Genomic DNA, 15,961 nt, shown 5'->3' with positions numbered 1-15,961 from the left:
GCTTATCGTTTACGTTTGAATTGGGGTTTATTAGAATGTGAGTAATTGAAGCGAAAGCGGTACTTCTCCTTATCATCATCGTCAAGGTCACGCCAGCCACGGTTGTTGCCGCCACCTCCGCCACCGATGGAGAGTGGTTGGGCGTATGGCATGAGCAACAGGTCGCACAACAATTCAAGACCGACAAAGGAGGTCTTACCATCCTTAGAGATTTCATGCTCCGCTTGGAAATCGGACTGGTATTCCAAGGACAGATGGGACAACAGACCGTCAGTTGACGTATAACCGCCAGATGGTAGTTTCCCATTAGGGAACAACTTGTCGAAGTCGGGGTATGCCTTATCGATGGCCATGCAGCCCTGCCAGTCATTGATATAGTGGAGCTGCTGTCTGTAATCCTCATACCAATCACGCACATTGTAATGAGTTATCTGCTTCAGGTCACCGAACTTCTCTGTTAGGGCAGAGAGTTTCAACTCATTGTCGAGCTGTCTTCCGCTGAAAGTGTATTTCCCATTGGTGAAGACAACGCCCATCAGTTTGCCGTTGACGTTGTTGTAGTGGAAACGCAACTTCAAACCCTCGGCACGGAGTGCCTTGTCGAACTGCTCCCAGTCGGCAGACTTGGCTTTGCAGCGCATCACCTTGTCATAGAATTGGTATTTCAACTTCTCCCTGCCACGTAGCTTTTTTCTGTTGACGTTCATCTTGCCTGCGGAGATGTAGAGTCCGTATTTCTTGGTGAGATACTTACAGATACGTGCATTACGCTCTTTCTCATAGGCTGTGCTGATAACGTGGCCGTCTCTATCCACCATGGAACACATCAAATGGGCGTGGTCATGGTCGGTGTCATAGTGACGTGTCATGATAAACTCGGTGTTCTTGATGCCCATCAGTTCAAGGTGCTCACGGACAATCTTACGTATAAGTTCGTCAGTCACTCTGCTACCATCCTTTTTGTGGAAAGAGTAGGCATAGTGTCCAACCGGGGCACGGATATTGTTGTTCCCCTTTGTAGCGTATGCTACAAAGATTTGGGCAACAGTTTTGTTGTCCAAGAGCGGAATACCTTCACTATGCATGATGACCTTAGCCTGCTTGTCCTTGTCGTACTTCCCGGTGATGTAATCAAGACACCCTTGGAAGTTCTGCCCATGTTTTATCTTGCAAATCATAGTTGCTTCTTTCGTTAATGGGTGATACAGTCGTCTGTTGCACTTGTAGGCTCTGATAAGTCGCCACCGCGAAGGATTCTGCGGATAAGCTCAGTCAAAGAGATGATAAGCTGCTCAGCCTTGAAGCGTACGGAAACGAACCCTCCAGCATTGGCTTGATGTGCAATCTGGTTGGTATTGTTTGCCATGCCGCACACGTCTCTCAGTTGCTCTATGTTCTCGTCGCTCATGTGGGCCTGAACAACAGCATCCAGCCCTGCCTCGTGCAGATAAACATCATCAGGCTTGCCAGCCTGTTCCGCCTTATACTGGATGATATTCTCTTCCTCGTCGTTGTAGCTCACCTTATGGTGATGGTTGCGACGTTCATATCTGGCAAGCTTCGGTCTCCCTCCGGCACGGCGGGTGTCGATGCCTCCGTTCTTTTTATAGTTTTCTTCCATATACAATCTGTTTTATTATTGTTCTACAATCTAATGACACCTATATATAAAGGCAGGGAAAGAAGACGTTTTAAGGACAGCAAGTTTATCGTCTAGCTCGGTGGTGTACAAGGCAGCAACAGCGTACCTGACACCATGCAGGGCAAAGCCCGTTGCATTAGAGGAAGCTACTGTACGTGGGCGTATAGTTGCTGACGTGGTTTTTGGCGACCAAAAACACAAACTTGCTTCCTTAAAAAACGTCTCAATCATTCTTGACCTCATACTCGTTTTCAGTATGTGGTTTCAATGGTTCCCTTTGCTCCTGGCCAGCGAAGAGATCCGAAGCCATGGCTGCGGCATAGCCTCGGTTCACGGAGAGGTCGGGAGTGCCTGGCTCACCCAAGGGGTGACGGATGACTCAGGAGCTGAAGGACGGTCTGTGTATGATATACTCTGACCGCCGAGGACGGAGGCGGCATCCGCTTTACCATCATGGACATGGCTGCTGGCATGGGGTGTGGCAGCGTGGTTGTTTGGCTGTCCATCGGAATGGTCTGCCGGATTACCATCAATGCCATTAGTCATGGTGCTGCCATCAGGCAAGAGCCATGAGGTTATACAGGCCAGGTCGGCAACAGTAGCCAGACGCGAGCGGTGCATACGGATGATGCTGTGTTGCTCCATCTTGCGCATGATAGCCTCAAACTTCTTGCACCCGATTCCGAACTTTGCGCAGTAGGAATGGATAGAGCACTCAACTTGGCCCACATCAAGCATGATAACATTGTCACGCTTGGTGGTGGAACTGGGTGTTACGGACATGTTCTTTATCAGTTGTATAAGAATGGCAAAGTGGCTTGTGCCGCTTGTTGTCTCGGAGAGGAAGTCCACCGCCTCTGAGGTGAGTGTCAGTTTTACCTTGGTAAAAGGTAGTGAAGTGGAATTGTTATTCATTGTTTTTCAGATTTTAAAATCTGACATAGCTTTGAAAAAAGAAAGTTTGTTGTCTTGTCGCCAGCTTTGCTATCAGTGGATTTGACCAACAGACAGTTGGAGCGAGCTACTACCCAAAAGTGAGGAAGGGTTGGGGCTTGTCCCAAATTGTCCCTCGGTTGGGAAAACACTTCTTGTTTTTTTCTAAGCATCTTGTTTTTTCTTTGTTGATAAAATTCTTGGGACAAAGGGACAGTAGAATGCTATGAGGTCAGAATGGAAGTTCGGGCTCTATGCTTTCTTCTTTCCCTTCTATTAAACTTTGCGTAGCATTACCTATCCTCACCCAGGGATGCTTTGCTCGTCCCGTCTTGTCGCAGTAGGCAGGGTGCAAACCCTTGACCTTCTCTTGCTCGCTTCGTTCCCACCCTTCTACCAGAGACATCAGTCGGTTGATGTACTGAGCAGTGTACTTGGCAGGATTTCGGCGCACCAAGTCGTTGGGCAACTCTTCTATGATCTGTCGGGGACAAACCATGTTGAGCAGCACCTCTGGCTTGCCGTCGGGTGAAGATTCGGTATATGCACCTTTCTGATAGGCAGCACGCATTGGGATGCTCCAAGAGGGGTAGGCTCTTGGCACCATACGTTCCAGATAGAGACGGATGTCATCAAGGATGGGATCATTGTGGATGCTTGAATGGTTCAGCTGAACAGTATTTGCCTCTGCTTCCAGTTCGGGACTAAGATAAAGTTTGGTACCCATCTTATAATAGGTGTAAGCCTCTGCCCATAACTGGTTCACCATGGACTGCAATTTGGGCAACCATGTAGAGACATGTCCATTGCCATTTACTGTGACAATCCACCAACGGCGGTTCCCGTTGTCACCTTGGAGGAAATTGGTCTCGTTGGTGGTGGCAGCAAAGACATTGTGACGCAGAAACTCAACTACTTTGCGCCCATAGGCCGGTCGCATGGAATCGCTTCTGCGGCTTAGAAATGCCTTTGCCGCCTCTGCATCATTGGCTCTCTTCATGCCGTTGAGTTCACTTATCTCAATGATCCATCCGTTGGTGATGGTCTCCACCTTCTCCTTATCGCCGCTGGCAAAGGAGAATGAGTCGTTGAACCATCGGTCACCAATGGTCTTGAAGAAAGTGCTCTTGCCTATTCCCTGTGGCCCAGGCAAGGTAAGTACATTGTCGAACTTGCACCCAGGCTCGAAGGCACGAGCCACGGCAGCCACAAACCACAGCTTGGTCTGTTCCCAGACAAGAGGAGTGTCTTCTGCACCAAGATAGTCGATGATGGCAGTCTCAATACGTGGCATGCCATCCCACATCTCCTTGCGTATAAACTCCTGGACGAGATTATAGCTGCGCTCTGAAGCTGTTGTCTTCAACAACTCAAATACCTTGTTCTGAGTCAGGCGGAGTTGGTAGGTCTGCTCCAGATAGTCCTGAATCTTTCCTACCGACTCCTCATCCACCTTACTGCCGTTGACATTGAGGAACAACGGAGAGAAGGAGATGTCGTCCTGACAGAAGGTATCGAAGCGAATCTGGCTCAGATTCTCATCGTGAGTGAAGATGGCTCTGTAGTTGCTGATACTCTTCGTCAGATTACCCTTGTCGTAAACTGACAGGCTGTCTTTCCAATCACTTTCCATACTACTTCTTAATGGATATGGTAGTACCAGCCTCCTTGGCAAGGCTCAGAGCCAGTTCAGAGTCAACAGTAATTTTGCGGTTCACCTGAGTGATGGCTGCATCAATAACACCGCTCTTCTTGATGCGATTTGCGGTAGGGATGCTACACCCGAAGATTTTCGCGATTCCTGCTATACCATATTCATAATGTTTCTCTGGCACCACCTCGGCAGGCACCTTTGCCGTTTGCTTCTCAGCATTCTGGAGGAGCAGGACGAACTCTTACCCCGACATCATGCAGATGGGTTTCTCCAGCAACTGCTCTATTGTAACTAATCTTGTCATAAAACCTAATTCTTTTTTGTGGTCTGCCAGTTGTACTTCCTGACGTTCCGATTAAACATTCTTTTTCGGTTCATGAACCATCTTTGAACTCCCGTGATTAGGAATCCGATGGCAAAGGTAGTCTGTTTAAATCGATGAAGGATTATGAGTGCTATACGCCAAAAACTGAGTAAGTTTAATTTGTATGGTTTTGAAACACATTTTAAGATTTAGGCAAGGCAAAAAGCTGAAAAATAGGGGAAAACAGGTGCTTTTGATAAAGGGACAATCGAGTAGGAGGAAAACGAAGCAGTTTTCTTCCTACTTTCGTTTTCCGACCTCTCACACCACCGTACGTGCGGTTCCGCATACGGCGGTTCCTATTTTGGATACCATTCGAGATATGCCTCCATTAAAGTAGCATACCCTGCGGAGCGTAGTTTATTGTTATCTATCGCCCTTTTTAGAACAGGGCTGTCAGCTATTCGCCAATAGCCCTTGCGAGTATTACCCCATTCGTATGCTTGGTATTTATTAATGCCACATCTGATGAGGTTTGCCACTTTTGTCTTGACTTTCTTCCAAGCTTTCCATATACACATGCGTATTCGACGTCTTAACCATTCATCAGTATCAAGTAAGAGACGTTTCATATTAGCAAGATGATAATAGCCGACCCACCCTCTTATGTATTCTTTCAGCTTTTGCTTTCTCTTGGCGTATCCCCATCCGTTGCTGCGACTTGTCAATTCTTTCAACCTTGATTTCATCTTGGCTTTGGACTTTGGGTGCACTGTGAGTTGGCATTTGCCCTTCATCACATAAAAGGAGTAGCCGAGGTATTTCACTCCGCGCACATACGACACTACGGTCTTTTCCTTGTTGACTTTGAGATATAGAGTATTCTCTATAAATCGGGTTATAGACTCCTTCACTCGCATTGCTGCCCTCTTGGACTTACAAAATATCATCGAGTCATCTGCATAGCGTACAAAGGGAAGCCCTCTGCGTTCAAGTTCTTTATCCAATTCATTGAGCATGATGTTGCTCAACAACGGACTTAGCGGTCCTCCTTGGGGAGTTCCTTCCTCACTCGCTTCAAACAAGCCTTTGTTCATTACACCACTTCGGAGATATTTGTGTATAAGACTGACAACTCTGCCGTCTTTTATCGTACGGCTGAGGATTTCTATGAGCTTGCTATGGCTCACGGTGTCGAAGAAGCGTTCAAGGTCAAGGTCTACTACATAGGTGTAGCCCTCGTTGATTATCCTTTGCGCTCCACGCAGTGCATCATGGCATCCTCTTCTCGGTCGGAAGCCGTAGCTTGTCTTGGAGAATTGGTTCTCATAGATGGGAGTCAGTACTTGGTTGATGGCTTGTTGCACCACACGGTCTACTACTGTAGGTATTCCCAACAGGCGCATCTTGCCGTTGTCTTTGGGTATTTCTACCCTTTTCACTGGGTTCGGACGGTAAGAGCCGTCCATCAAGGAACGGATGAGCACATCCTTGTTGGTCATGAGCCATGGGAGCAACTGCTCGCATGACATCTTGTCGATACCACCACAGCCTTTGTTTCTCATAACAGCCTTGTAGGCTCGGTTGAGATTGGAAGGACTGAGGATTTGCTCGAAAAGGTGCTCCTTGTCGAATGGTACTTCCACGATGTTGTCTTCACACATCCACATGAAGGTCTGCACTCCCCCATACCATTCGGTTTCCGACCTATCTCTTTGGGGGCAGCCATTAACTTGGGATAATGTTTTCTGCATTCTTTCCTTCATGAGGTATGTTTCAATTACTATCGTTTAATTGTTAGGTTCAGCCCTTCGTGCAACGTTATCGACTATTGCACTACTATGGCGTCTGCTGACTTCTCACGGTAAGCTTTACTCCGCTTCTTTCGTAAAAAAGACTATTTGAAGCGTCCGTGAGACCTCCTCGGATAAGGGCATTGTCTTTCCATCTTATACCCACTTCATTTACACCGACCGTTCCGAATAGCTATGGGGCTTTGGTCTGTGTTGCAACCTTACCCACGGTCATATGCCTTGTATGAAGTTTCTGTACGTTAGGTCAGATGTTTGCCACCGGCTTCTTTCAGATTTCACCTCACGATGAACACCCTTGCCTTTGGCTATGTAATTCCCGCTATTAAGGCTTACTCGGGACTTGCACCCGTTAGACAATGCTCGTGCCGAGCATACTACAAAAAGAGCCGCACAACTCTAAGGTGAGTCATGCGGCTTTTACATTATCCTGACTAACGACGGATAATAATATTGAGGAATTTACGTTCCAGAAACGTCCCAAGATACGAATGAAAATGTCTGCTTGAAAGGAAAAACCGTCTAAATCTTGTTTTCCCAACTGTTTTCCCATCACAATTCTGATACTCTGAGAAACCTTATTTACATGTCTTACTTAGGCTGATATGATGCTAAGTTTATCAAAAAATCATGGAGTTATCAAAACGGCCGTGTTTTCCCATTGTTTTCCCGAAAAGAAAAATCAGCAACTTGAATTTCTTCTAAGTTGCTGATTATCAAGGTGGACCAGCTAGGGCTTGAACCTAGGACCTCCAGATTATGAGTCTGTTTGTTGGTAATTTATTGCCAGCTATAGTAGTGTTGCTAATCTTTCTTTCCTTTCTAAGTTTGCGCAAGAGATTATTTATCTTATATTCTTTCTGCTTGTCATCAAGTTGGTCAGGCAGTACATCCCAAAGCAGACGCACTATTTCAGGTTCTTCCGTTAAATGCGTAGACGCTTGTCGTGTAGAGCGTATAGCTTTAACGTGAAGAATTCATCATTTCTGAATCCATACATTTGTCTTTTCAGCACTTTAATCTTGTTGTTTATACCTTCAGTAGGGCCATTTGATATCGGGTAGTCATACCATGCAAGTATATATGGCTTGTAGGCCCGCAAGGTAGCAGCCATTTTGACCAATGGCTGTATTTTTGAATCCATGGCCTGCCGCACCCATTCGTTTAGCACCAATTCTGCATCATCCTTGTTGGTTTGGTTCCATATTTCCCTCAAGTCTTCTTTCAGGTAATATGCAATCATCAACGGTTCATTCAAGTTCAGCACATTGTCAAGTCTTGTCTTGTATTTTGCGTCAAAGATGTCGTTGCCGTTTCTCAGCAATATCCAGCGCGTGCCCTTGATTACCTTACGCTTGTTAACGTCTTTCTCAGCATGCCACAACTGGCGGCGCAACTGGTCTATCCTTTCATTCATGAGCTTTACCACATGAAAATGATCCACGACAAGAGAGGCATTGGGGAGATTTGCCGTTACCGCCCCCGTATAAGCAGACGACAAGTCTGTGCATACGGCTTTTATGTCATTCTTTCTGTCTCCGAGCTTGTTCCAGAATTCCTCAAGCGAAGCCTTGCCGTTACCGTCACCTACAAAGACAATCCGCCCGGTTTCCAAGTCTACGACTATCGTCTTGTAAACTTGTCCCTTGTGGGTAGCGAACTCGTCTATGGATATGTATCTGAGGTTTGAAAGGTCAGGGCTGCCATACTCCTTTTGCAGGAACTCCATCTGTATGTTCCGCACCATGTCCCAAGATACATCCAGGAACCATGCAATGTCCTGTATAGTTGCAAAGCGCGACAAGTCTATAACCATATTGGCGAAAGCGGTCGTATGCCTGCGCTTGCCTTTTGCGAAATCGACATCCTCGTTCTTTATGCAGCCACAATCAGAACATTTGACACGTTGGATCTTCATCTCGACGAAAGTCTTTGAACAACCTATCGGCACGCTCACAAAGCGTCTGGCCGTGAAACCATTACGGACTACATTATGGCTTCCACACTCCGGACAGCAAAGTTTGTCTGATGGAGTTTGGATATTCAAAACTATTTTATTACTTTCGCAACGCATATCCAAACATTCTTGCAAGGATATGCCAAAAGCTTTATGCATTATGCTGGCATTCATTTATCATTGAGTTTGGTCACTACAAAGATAGATGATGCCAGCTTTATTTTTATCATAATATAAAATTTTTTTTTCTATCTATGCATTTAACGGAAGAACCCTATTTCAGGTTTCGTCAACGAACCATGATCCTTCAACGAATCGAGCAGCAACGCCTCACATTTCTTATCATCCAATCCCTTATGCTTGGAATATTCTATCTTTTGGTCTGTTACTTGGGCAATATCCTTTGCTATGAAGATATGTGGTAAACGACCTTCTATCAGTTTGCGCTTGCGGAGCATGGCAATAGCTTCTGGCGATATGCGCTTGCCTTTCTGTACAGAGTCTAACAGAACTGCATCTGTAAGAGACATATTTCTGTTTTCTAACAGTAAGAGACTGTAGTTTTCATCAATGACGGTACCAGGTAAGGTCAAGACAATTTCTGTTGCTGTGGATTTGTCATAATCAGGCATTGGCAGATAACGTTCCTTTTGGCTCACAAACATCTTGTAAATGCCATAACTTTGGGTATCAATCATCTTGATATTTACCATAGCTTTTACCAGTGCTGGGTTGCGATAGTGCCTTGGTGTTTTCTCACCAGTTATATATTGGCAATAGTTTCCTTCAAAGAAGTAACCGTCATTTAGGAACGTCAGTTTGTCCTTGTCTTCCGTAACAATGATTCGTGCGTCGCTTTCGTACTTTTGATGAGCTATTGAATTATGAAGTCCTTCAAGAATGCTCTCCGTATCATATTTCCACACCTCGGCAGGAATAAGCGAGTTCTTCGGGTAAATCTTGAAGCGATAATTCCTTATTCTGTTCAGCAACTCACAGTAAAACGTACGGCAAATATCTTTGCACGGATTTTTATGCAATACTGCCACTTTTTCCGCGCAAAGCATCATGTACAACTCTTGTTAAGTATTATTTCTCCCCAAAGGCAGACAAAAGACATAAAAAAAGATTTCCGGTGTCTGTCAACCGAAAATCTCTTCCCAATGTTTGAAACGTTCCAAACCTTCGTCACCGAATTTTGCTATGCTGCGTTCTGCCTTCTCCACTGTCTTCTCCCTGTCGAGATGCGTCTTTGAAAAGAACTTGTCGGCATAGCATATCACCTGCTCTTCGAGGGTCTCAGGCAGGAAATCCCTATGGGGCAGAGGCAGGTCTTGCGCCTCTATCTCCCTCTTGCTGAGTCCTGCTCCGGTATGGCGTTCACACACACGGGCATGACGAGGCAGTCCCTCGCTGCGCAGCATCTCTGCTCCGAGAATGCCGTGGCGGATGTATGGCTCTGTGCCATGACAGTGAATGCCGGGAGCATCGGTCTTTATGATGCCGATGTCGTGGAGCATCGCCGCCTCTTCGATGAAGTCGCGGTCGAGATTCAGTTCGGGGTGCAAAGAAACAATCTGCAGCGCTTTCTGCGCCACAGATCGTGAGTGAACGATGAGGATGTGGCGCAACTCGCCATCATCCTCACCGCAGTATTTGTCTATTATCGCTTCCCAATCAATCATGGTCGCGCTCTATATATCCTATCACGTCGCCGCGGTTCACCTTGCCGCCCTGGCGTGTGGCAATCTCCACAAGTTTGCCGCCGAGACAAGCAGGAACTTCAACGAACTGTCCCCATGGCGCCTGCACATAGCAGAAGGTCTGTCCCTCATCATAGTGCTGGCCGATGAATGGCTCGATGCATGGTGTGCACTCGCTTGAGCCCTGGAACTCGAAGAACACCTGTCCCTTAACCGGAGAGACAACGGCGTCTGCCTTGGCATGCTTGAACTCTGCAATCTTCTCTGGTGTGAGGTTGCTTCCGAGCTTGGCGTCTCTTGCCTTCTGAAGGTCAGCGAGGAAACGCTTCTTTGCCATACCGTTCTTGAAGTCGCGATACTGCTCCGGGTGCATAGCCAACTCGAAGAGCTCTTCGTCGTCCTGACCATATTCCCATCCGTTCTCGTCCATCTCCTTCCTGAAGCCATCGAGAGCATTAGGGATGAGGGTGTGAGGATCGGCGTCAGTGAATTCCTTGCCGTTCTTCTTTGCCAGAGCCACAATCTCGTCGTCGAGTTTGCCAGGGAGCGTACCGCTCTTGCCGAGGATCATACCCCACATGGCGTCGTCCATCATCACGAAGCGGCCCTTGCCCTGTGCCATGGTGAGCAGGTTCATCAGGGCGATGTTCTTGACATACTGTGAGAATGGGGTTACGAGTGGCGGGAAGCCGACACGTGGCCATACGTAAGCCACCTCGTCGAAGAGCTTCACGAGCATCTCGTCGGTAGAATATTCCTCCTTGCCCTTAGAGCGGAGGATAGAGTTGATGGAGCGATGGATACCTGCGAGGTCGGCCATCATACTTCCCATCATACCGCCTGGCAGACCGCAGCCGAGGAGCAGTGAGCTCATGATCTTGTTGCCTGGGTTGATGAAGCATCCCAACCAGTCGTCGATAAACTCCTGTGTGAGACGGCGTGCCTCCATATATGCGTTCATGTCGATTTCAGGAACATCGAAGCCCTCGTTCTTCAACATGCTCTGCACTGAGATGATGTCTGGATGAACCTTACCCCAAGACAATGGCTCGATGGCTGTATCGATAACGTCGCAACCGTTGTTGCAGACTTCGAGGATTGATGCCATTGAAAGACCAGGACCAGAGTGGCCATGATACTGTATGATGATTTCAGGATGTTTGTCCTTGATAGACTTGGTGAGCTTTCCGAGCAATGCCGGCTGACCGATACCTGCCATATCCTTGAGACAGATTTCTGTAGCACCTGCCGCGATAAGCTTGTCGGCGATTGCCGAATAATATTCCACGGTGTGGACAGGCGAAGTGGTGATACAGAGTGTGGCCTGTGGTGTCATTCCTGCCTCAAGAGCCCACTTGATGCTCGGGATGATGTTTCTCACGTCGTTGAGTCCGCAGAAGATACGGGTGATGTCAACGCCCTGGGCGTGCTTTACCTTATATTGAAGTGCTCTCACATCGTCAGGCACCGGATACATACGCAGAGCGTTAAGACCGCGGTCGAGCATGTGAGTCTTTATACCCACCTCATTGAATGGCTTACAGAATGCTCTTACTGCCGCATTCGGATTTTCGCCGGCGAGAAGGTTGACTTGTTCAAAAGCTCCTCCGTTGGTCTCCACACGAGAGAAGCATCCCATCTTGATTATCACAGGAGCGATGCGCTCCAACTGATCTTTGCGCGGCTGGAACTTGCCAGAAGATTGCCACATGTCTCGGTATACGAGACTGAACTGGATTTTCTTTTTCATTTCGTCTTCGATTTAAAGCGTAACAGGCTATTCTTAGCGGACATTCAAAATCACAACTACTATTCATGTCTCACCGAACTGAGTCTGTTGCGTGTGTTTTTATTTTGCAAATGTAATCGTTTTTTGGGAATAAACTAAATTCTGAACGAAAAAACTGCTTTCCAACTGCATTTTAATACAATTTATCGACCTTGGAGGGGAACGTTATTCAACAATGTAAAATCAAGTTTACAAATTGTCGAGATACTACTCGTCAAGGTGTATATTAACAACATTCATCCTGCCTGCTGCCGTTTTCTCTACTTTTGCAGCGAGGGAACACACTGGCTGGGAGCAGTTGTTGTCATCACCTCATCGCATGTGTCAAGCAGCCCTGATAACCAATTTGGGTTAAAACTATCGGCCAATCATTTCTTCATATCAAAAAAATACATTATCTTTGCAGCGCTGAAATTGAGTGTCAGTGCATATATATATATATTGTGACTATTATTTTATGGCTCCGTAGCTTAGCTGAATAGAGCGTCAGATTCCGGTTCTGAAGGTCGTGGGTTTGAATCCCACCGGAGTCACTTGTTTATATATATGCGACAAACAATTTCAACATTATTCATCAATAGACATTATCCCATCAATAATCATTATTCCATCAATAGCCATTATCACCATCAATAGCTGATATCTGGAAAGAAAAAGTCCTGAAGGTCGTGGGTTTGAATCCCACCGGAGTCACTTGTTTATATATATGCGACAAGCAATTTCAACATTATTCATCAATAGACATTATCCCATCAATAATCATTATTCCATCAATAGCCATTATCACCATCAATAGCTGATATCTGGAAATAAAAAGTTCTGAAGGTCGTGGGGTTGAATCCCACAGCCATCTATTCTAAAACTTGTACTTCACCGTGGCCATTGCTTCTCTGCCCCGCAAAGGAAGTGAGAAATAACGGTAGTTGAAACCGGTGAAGGAAGCGTCTACATATTGCTTGCGGTTCAGGGCATTGTCGATACGCAGACCCAGTTCCCATCTCTTGGATGGAGTATAGAGCAGCTTGGCATCGGCAAACAGGATGGAGTTATACTCACCCTTGGATGTCTCCAACAAAGAGTAATCGCATGACACAGTAAGAGAGAGACGGCTGATGGGCGAAAGCACAAGACTGAAATCGTTGAAAAGGCTTTTCAGCGTCTGACTGTTGCTGTTGGCATAACGGTCTTGCCAGGAGAGGTTGAAGGTTGACTCGTTGGTGACCTGCAGCCACGACAGATCATACCATCTTACCAACAGACACGACGTGGCGACATTCGACACCACACGCTGCTGCAGTCCGTTCTGTACCACCGGCAACTCATTGCGACTGTAGCTCACGGTGCCTTGTATGGCGACATGTACCTGTGTGAAAGTCTTCTCCACCCGTGTCTGTGCCATGAGATAGCGTGTGGTGGCAGACTGCCACAGAGGAGTCAGCTTCGTGAGGTCGTTGCTGATATCATAGGCAAAACGCCAGTCGGAATGGCGCCACGACATTGTGGCAAGGAGGTTCCATGTGAACATATTCACGAAATCGCCATAGTTTATCTTCAGCGACGCATTCGACGACCGTGCCCACCCCATGCGGTCTGGGGTAGCGGTGAGAGTTCGGTAGTCGGAGCGGTAAGCCTGCGGCGTTATGACATCGTCGTCAGCGCTCTGCTGTATTGCCCCGGCGATGGTGAGTCGCCATTGGGGTGAGAAATTGTGGTTCCAGCGCACGGATGGCGAGAGGTATGTCCGGTTGACATGTCTTCCACCTGACCGCCATGGTATCTTTGCGGCATAATGGTTTATGGGACAATCCAGCACCAGTATGTCCTTGGAATAGCGCATGGTGTATGAAGGGGCAATGGTGTTGAGCAGACTGCTGTTGTCGTTGTCGTCGGCAGCGTCAATCCTCACCCTGTCTGAGAGATATGAGAATTCGTATCTCAGGTCGAGGATATTGCCGAACAGGGGGAATGACGTGGAAATACTGTTGGCTGTCTTGAAGCGGTTGAAACCGATGCGCTCACGGATGTCATAGACTCCCCCGGCATCAGTCGCCGCCAACGTCTCGCTTCGGCGGAAGTAGAAGAGCGTGGAACCGATGTTGTAGGTATGCAGACCGGAACTTATCGTCATCGCCAACTTGTTTTGGACGTATGACGGATGGCGTGTCACCTGCTGCCCCACCTGTCTGCCGTTGCTATAGATGTCGTTCTGACCCGTATGATAAGAGAGGGATGCCGACAGCTGGTCGAGGAGATACACTTTGGGGGCGTTTAGCTCGTATCTGAACTTTGGGGCGATGGTCTTCTCGCCCACCTTTATGCGGTTGCTCTGCGAGAGAGTGGCGGTATGTGCTCCGCCATAGAGATAATAGGTACTGTCGGCAAGGTTGTCGGCAGTGGAATAGAGGTCGATGTTAGTGCGCAGTCCGCCATACCGCCCCACCCTATGCATGTGGTTGAATCCGACGGAATACGATTTGTTTTTGAGATAGCGCTGCTGCGGTATCGGCGAGAAGATGTTTTCCATAGCGTTCACGCTGTTGCGCGGCAATGCCACGTAGCCTTCCAGGTCGCTCACATTGATATTGTTTGATACGGCATTGCCACTGAGGTCTTCGCCTGTGTTGTTCATCTTTGCCGTGAGGAGCAGCTGGTTCTTGGCGGCAATGTTTATCACCGACAGGTGGTTGTTCCATGTGGCATCCTCGCCATATCCCGCTCCACCTTCCAGTTCTCCAAAGGGACGCATCTTGTAGCCGCTCTTCAGCTTGATGTTCAGCGTTGCCCTGTCTGACGGAACCGTAGACTTCAGTGCACGGATGGGCTGGTCGTTCTCCATCACCTGCACCTGTGATATCGCCTCTACGGGGAGGTTGCGCGTTGCCTGACTGTATCTGTTGCCGAGGAGGTTCTGTCCTTCTATATTAAACTGGTTTATTGTTTCGCCCTTATAGAGTATCGTACCGTTTGGCGACACCTGTATCCCGGGCATCTTTTTCAGCACATCCTCCAGATAATGGTCGTCCTTGCCCTGAAAGGCAGACACGTTGTATTTTATTGTGTCGCCAACCTGCTCCACAGGTTTCAGTCTGACAGTGACTTCCGGCAGTTTCGTCGTACGGCGTATTCCGTCTCCTTCATTCTGGGCTTCAGCGATGATTACGCAGAGTGAAGCACACAGCAGAGTGGGTATTCTTTTCATCTATTCGAGTTCTATAGGGTTATAGGGGCGTCTGCCGGTGTCACCAGCCTGTGGAGTGAACACCGCACCCGGGTTCTGCAACTGGAAAGCTTTGTATATGTCAGCCTGTTCGTTTTCCACTGCCTTGCGCACTTTGTCACGCGTAGTATGCAATATTTTGTTGCCCGACTTGAGATATACGGGCACTCCCTTGCCGAGGTTTTCCAGTCCATTCAGCGTGAAGCGGTAGTTGTCTTTTGTGTCGCAGATACTGAATATCAACCCTGGCAATCCTCCGAAGAGGTATGGTCCTGTATGCAAATCAAACGTAGGGGCATACCATGCCGTCCAGTCTCTGCCGCCGAAACGGCACACGGCTTTCCTGCATGCCACATCGCATATCGTGGTGTCGCCTTCTACGGTCTGCCAACTGATTTCCGGAACTGGCTGGGTGTACTGGTATGTGTTCACGTTGTCCACTTGTATGATTGCCACATTGCGACTGCGGTCTATCACCAATGGATATGTGTATGCCATTCTTTTCATCATTCCCATATTCATCGTGAAGGCTTCCATCGGTGGGCGTTTGGCAGCGGCGAGCGAGTCGTTGATAAAATCTGTCCTGTCGTCAAAATAGTCAACGAAGCTCTGTGCCTTGTCGCCCACGAGCAGTATCGTCTGACCCTCCTTCCTCCCCTTGCTGAGTGAGTCTGGTCTGTATGAGAATTCATAATACACCTTCACGTATGCCGTGTCATACACCGTTTTCTCCACCGGTTTCAGCGGTGGCAATGAACCGCCATGCACAGACTGCGAGAATGCCGTACTCGCCACTGCTGCCAGCATCATGAATAAAGCCGTTATCTTCTTGATTTGCATATCTGTCAGTTTTAATTATTTCTGATTGGGAATATAAGATTATTGCAAAAATAGGGAAAATTTATGAAATGGAACAAAGAAGCATTGATATTAGCAACTCCTTTAAATTAT

At 47.5% G+C, this 15,961-nt stretch carries 12 protein-coding genes and 1 tRNA gene; 1 reads left to right on the top strand and 12 read right to left on the bottom strand.

The features are described from left to right. Nucleotides 1–2 precede the first annotated feature (2 nt). The 10 genes from ACDC99_RS01440 to ACDC99_RS01395 all read right to left on the bottom strand — a co-directional run bounded on the left by ACDC99_RS01440 (nucleotide 3) and on the right by ACDC99_RS01395 (nucleotide 11,754). A complete protein-coding gene (locus tag ACDC99_RS01440; protein WP_370755496.1) occupies nucleotides 3–1,178 on the bottom strand; it encodes a relaxase/mobilization nuclease domain-containing protein in 1,176 nt (391 codons plus the stop codon). Nucleotides 1,179–1,192: 14 nt separating this feature from the next. Further along, a complete protein-coding gene (locus ACDC99_RS01435; protein WP_370755494.1) occupies nucleotides 1,193–1,621 on the bottom strand; it encodes a plasmid mobilization protein in 429 nt (142 codons plus the stop codon). A 351-nt stretch (nucleotides 1,622–1,972) separates the two neighbouring features. Further along, nucleotides 1,973–2,557: a hypothetical protein gene (locus tag ACDC99_RS01430; RefSeq protein ID WP_370755492.1), complete on the bottom strand. Its 585-nt coding sequence runs from the start codon at nucleotides 2,555–2,557 to the stop codon at nucleotides 1,973–1,975. A gap of 250 nt (nucleotides 2,558–2,807) precedes the next feature. Beyond that, nucleotides 2,808–4,208: a virulence-associated E family protein gene (locus ACDC99_RS01425; RefSeq protein ID WP_370755491.1), complete on the bottom strand. Its 1,401-nt coding sequence runs from the start codon at nucleotides 4,206–4,208 to the stop codon at nucleotides 2,808–2,810. Nucleotide 4,209: 1 nt separating this feature from the next. Then, nucleotides 4,210–4,461, bottom strand: a complete 252-nt coding sequence (locus ACDC99_RS01420; protein WP_370756896.1) for a DUF3853 family protein — start codon at nucleotides 4,459–4,461, stop codon at nucleotides 4,210–4,212. Nucleotides 4,462–4,892: 431 nt separating this feature from the next. Then, nucleotides 4,893–6,299: a group II intron reverse transcriptase/maturase gene (gene ltrA / locus ACDC99_RS01415; RefSeq protein ID WP_044075172.1), complete on the bottom strand. Its 1,407-nt coding sequence runs from the start codon at nucleotides 6,297–6,299 to the stop codon at nucleotides 4,893–4,895. A 970-nt stretch (nucleotides 6,300–7,269) separates the two neighbouring features. Beyond that, the gene (locus ACDC99_RS01410) at nucleotides 7,270–8,475 is read right to left on the bottom strand and encodes an ISL3 family transposase (protein WP_042517111.1); all 1,206 of its coding nucleotides are present in this window, start codon (nucleotides 8,473–8,475) and stop codon (nucleotides 7,270–7,272) included. 86 nt (nucleotides 8,476–8,561) lie between these two features. Further along, nucleotides 8,562–9,371, bottom strand: coding sequence for an ATP-binding protein (locus ACDC99_RS01405; RefSeq protein ID WP_370755489.1), 810 nt, complete (start codon nucleotides 9,369–9,371; stop codon nucleotides 8,562–8,564). A 72-nt stretch (nucleotides 9,372–9,443) separates the two neighbouring features. Beyond that, nucleotides 9,444–9,986 (bottom strand): HDIG domain-containing metalloprotein, encoded by a 543-nt coding sequence (locus tag ACDC99_RS01400; protein ID WP_022315553.1) that lies wholly within the window; start codon nucleotides 9,984–9,986, stop codon nucleotides 9,444–9,446. Further along, nucleotides 9,979–11,754 carry a pyruvate carboxylase gene (locus ACDC99_RS01395; RefSeq protein ID WP_022315552.1) on the bottom strand — a complete coding sequence of 592 codons (1,776 nt, stop codon included), beginning with the start codon at nucleotides 11,752–11,754 and terminating at the stop codon, nucleotides 9,979–9,981. The genes ACDC99_RS01400 and ACDC99_RS01395 overlap by 8 nt, the downstream gene beginning before the upstream one ends. A 498-nt stretch (nucleotides 11,755–12,252) precedes the next feature. On the opposite strand from ACDC99_RS01395, the gene ACDC99_RS01390 reads away from it, so the two are divergent. After that, nucleotides 12,253–12,326, top strand: a tRNA-Arg gene (locus ACDC99_RS01390). Nucleotides 12,327–12,649: 323 nt separating this feature from the next. Here the strand turns inward: ACDC99_RS01390 and ACDC99_RS01385 are convergent. After that, the gene (locus ACDC99_RS01385; protein ID WP_370755486.1) at nucleotides 12,650–14,992 is read right to left on the bottom strand and encodes a carboxypeptidase-like regulatory domain-containing protein; all 2,343 of its coding nucleotides are present in this window, start codon (nucleotides 14,990–14,992) and stop codon (nucleotides 12,650–12,652) included. Then, nucleotides 14,993–15,850 carry a GLPGLI family protein gene (locus ACDC99_RS01380; protein ID WP_370755484.1) on the bottom strand — a complete coding sequence of 286 codons (858 nt, stop codon included), beginning with the start codon at nucleotides 15,848–15,850 and terminating at the stop codon, nucleotides 14,993–14,995. Nucleotides 15,851–15,961 lie beyond the last annotated feature (111 nt).

It is taken from the genome of Prevotella pectinovora (assembly GCF_041323955.1).
In the GTDB taxonomy this organism is placed as follows: domain Bacteria; phylum Bacteroidota; class Bacteroidia; order Bacteroidales; family Bacteroidaceae; genus Prevotella; species Prevotella pectinovora.
Note: the sequence above shows the minus strand (reverse complement) of the source record. Positions and strands in the feature narration are given on the sequence as shown.

Bases quoted from the DNA above. Each gene is read 5' to 3' on its own strand.
- ACDC99_RS01395 (WP_022315552.1), bottom strand. From the start codon at position 11,754: ATGAAAAAGAAAATCCAGTTCAGTCTCGTATACCGAGACATGTGGCAA.
- ltrA (WP_044075172.1), bottom strand. From the start codon at position 6,299: ATGAAGGAAAGAATGCAGAAAACATTATCCCAAGTTAATGGCTGCCCC.
- ACDC99_RS01425 (WP_370755491.1), bottom strand. From the start codon at position 4,208: ATGGAAAGTGATTGGAAAGACAGCCTGTCAGTTTACGACAAGGGTAAT.
- ACDC99_RS01400 (WP_022315553.1), bottom strand. From the start codon at position 9,986: ATGATTGATTGGGAAGCGATAATAGACAAATACTGCGGTGAGGATGAT.
- ACDC99_RS01385 (WP_370755486.1), bottom strand. From the start codon at position 14,992: ATGAAAAGAATACCCACTCTGCTGTGTGCTTCACTCTGCGTAATCATC.
- ACDC99_RS01380 (WP_370755484.1), bottom strand. From the start codon at position 15,850: ATGCAAATCAAGAAGATAACGGCTTTATTCATGATGCTGGCAGCAGTG.
- ACDC99_RS01410 (WP_042517111.1), bottom strand. From the start codon at position 8,475: ATGAATGCCAGCATAATGCATAAAGCTTTTGGCATATCCTTGCAAGAA.
- ACDC99_RS01405 (WP_370755489.1), bottom strand. From the start codon at position 9,371: ATGATGCTTTGCGCGGAAAAAGTGGCAGTATTGCATAAAAATCCGTGC.
- ACDC99_RS01435 (WP_370755494.1), bottom strand. From the start codon at position 1,621: ATGGAAGAAAACTATAAAAAGAACGGAGGCATCGACACCCGCCGTGCC.
- ACDC99_RS01440 (WP_370755496.1), bottom strand. From the start codon at position 1,178: ATGATTTGCAAGATAAAACATGGGCAGAACTTCCAAGGGTGTCTTGAT.
- ACDC99_RS01430 (WP_370755492.1), bottom strand. From the start codon at position 2,557: ATGAATAACAATTCCACTTCACTACCTTTTACCAAGGTAAAACTGACA.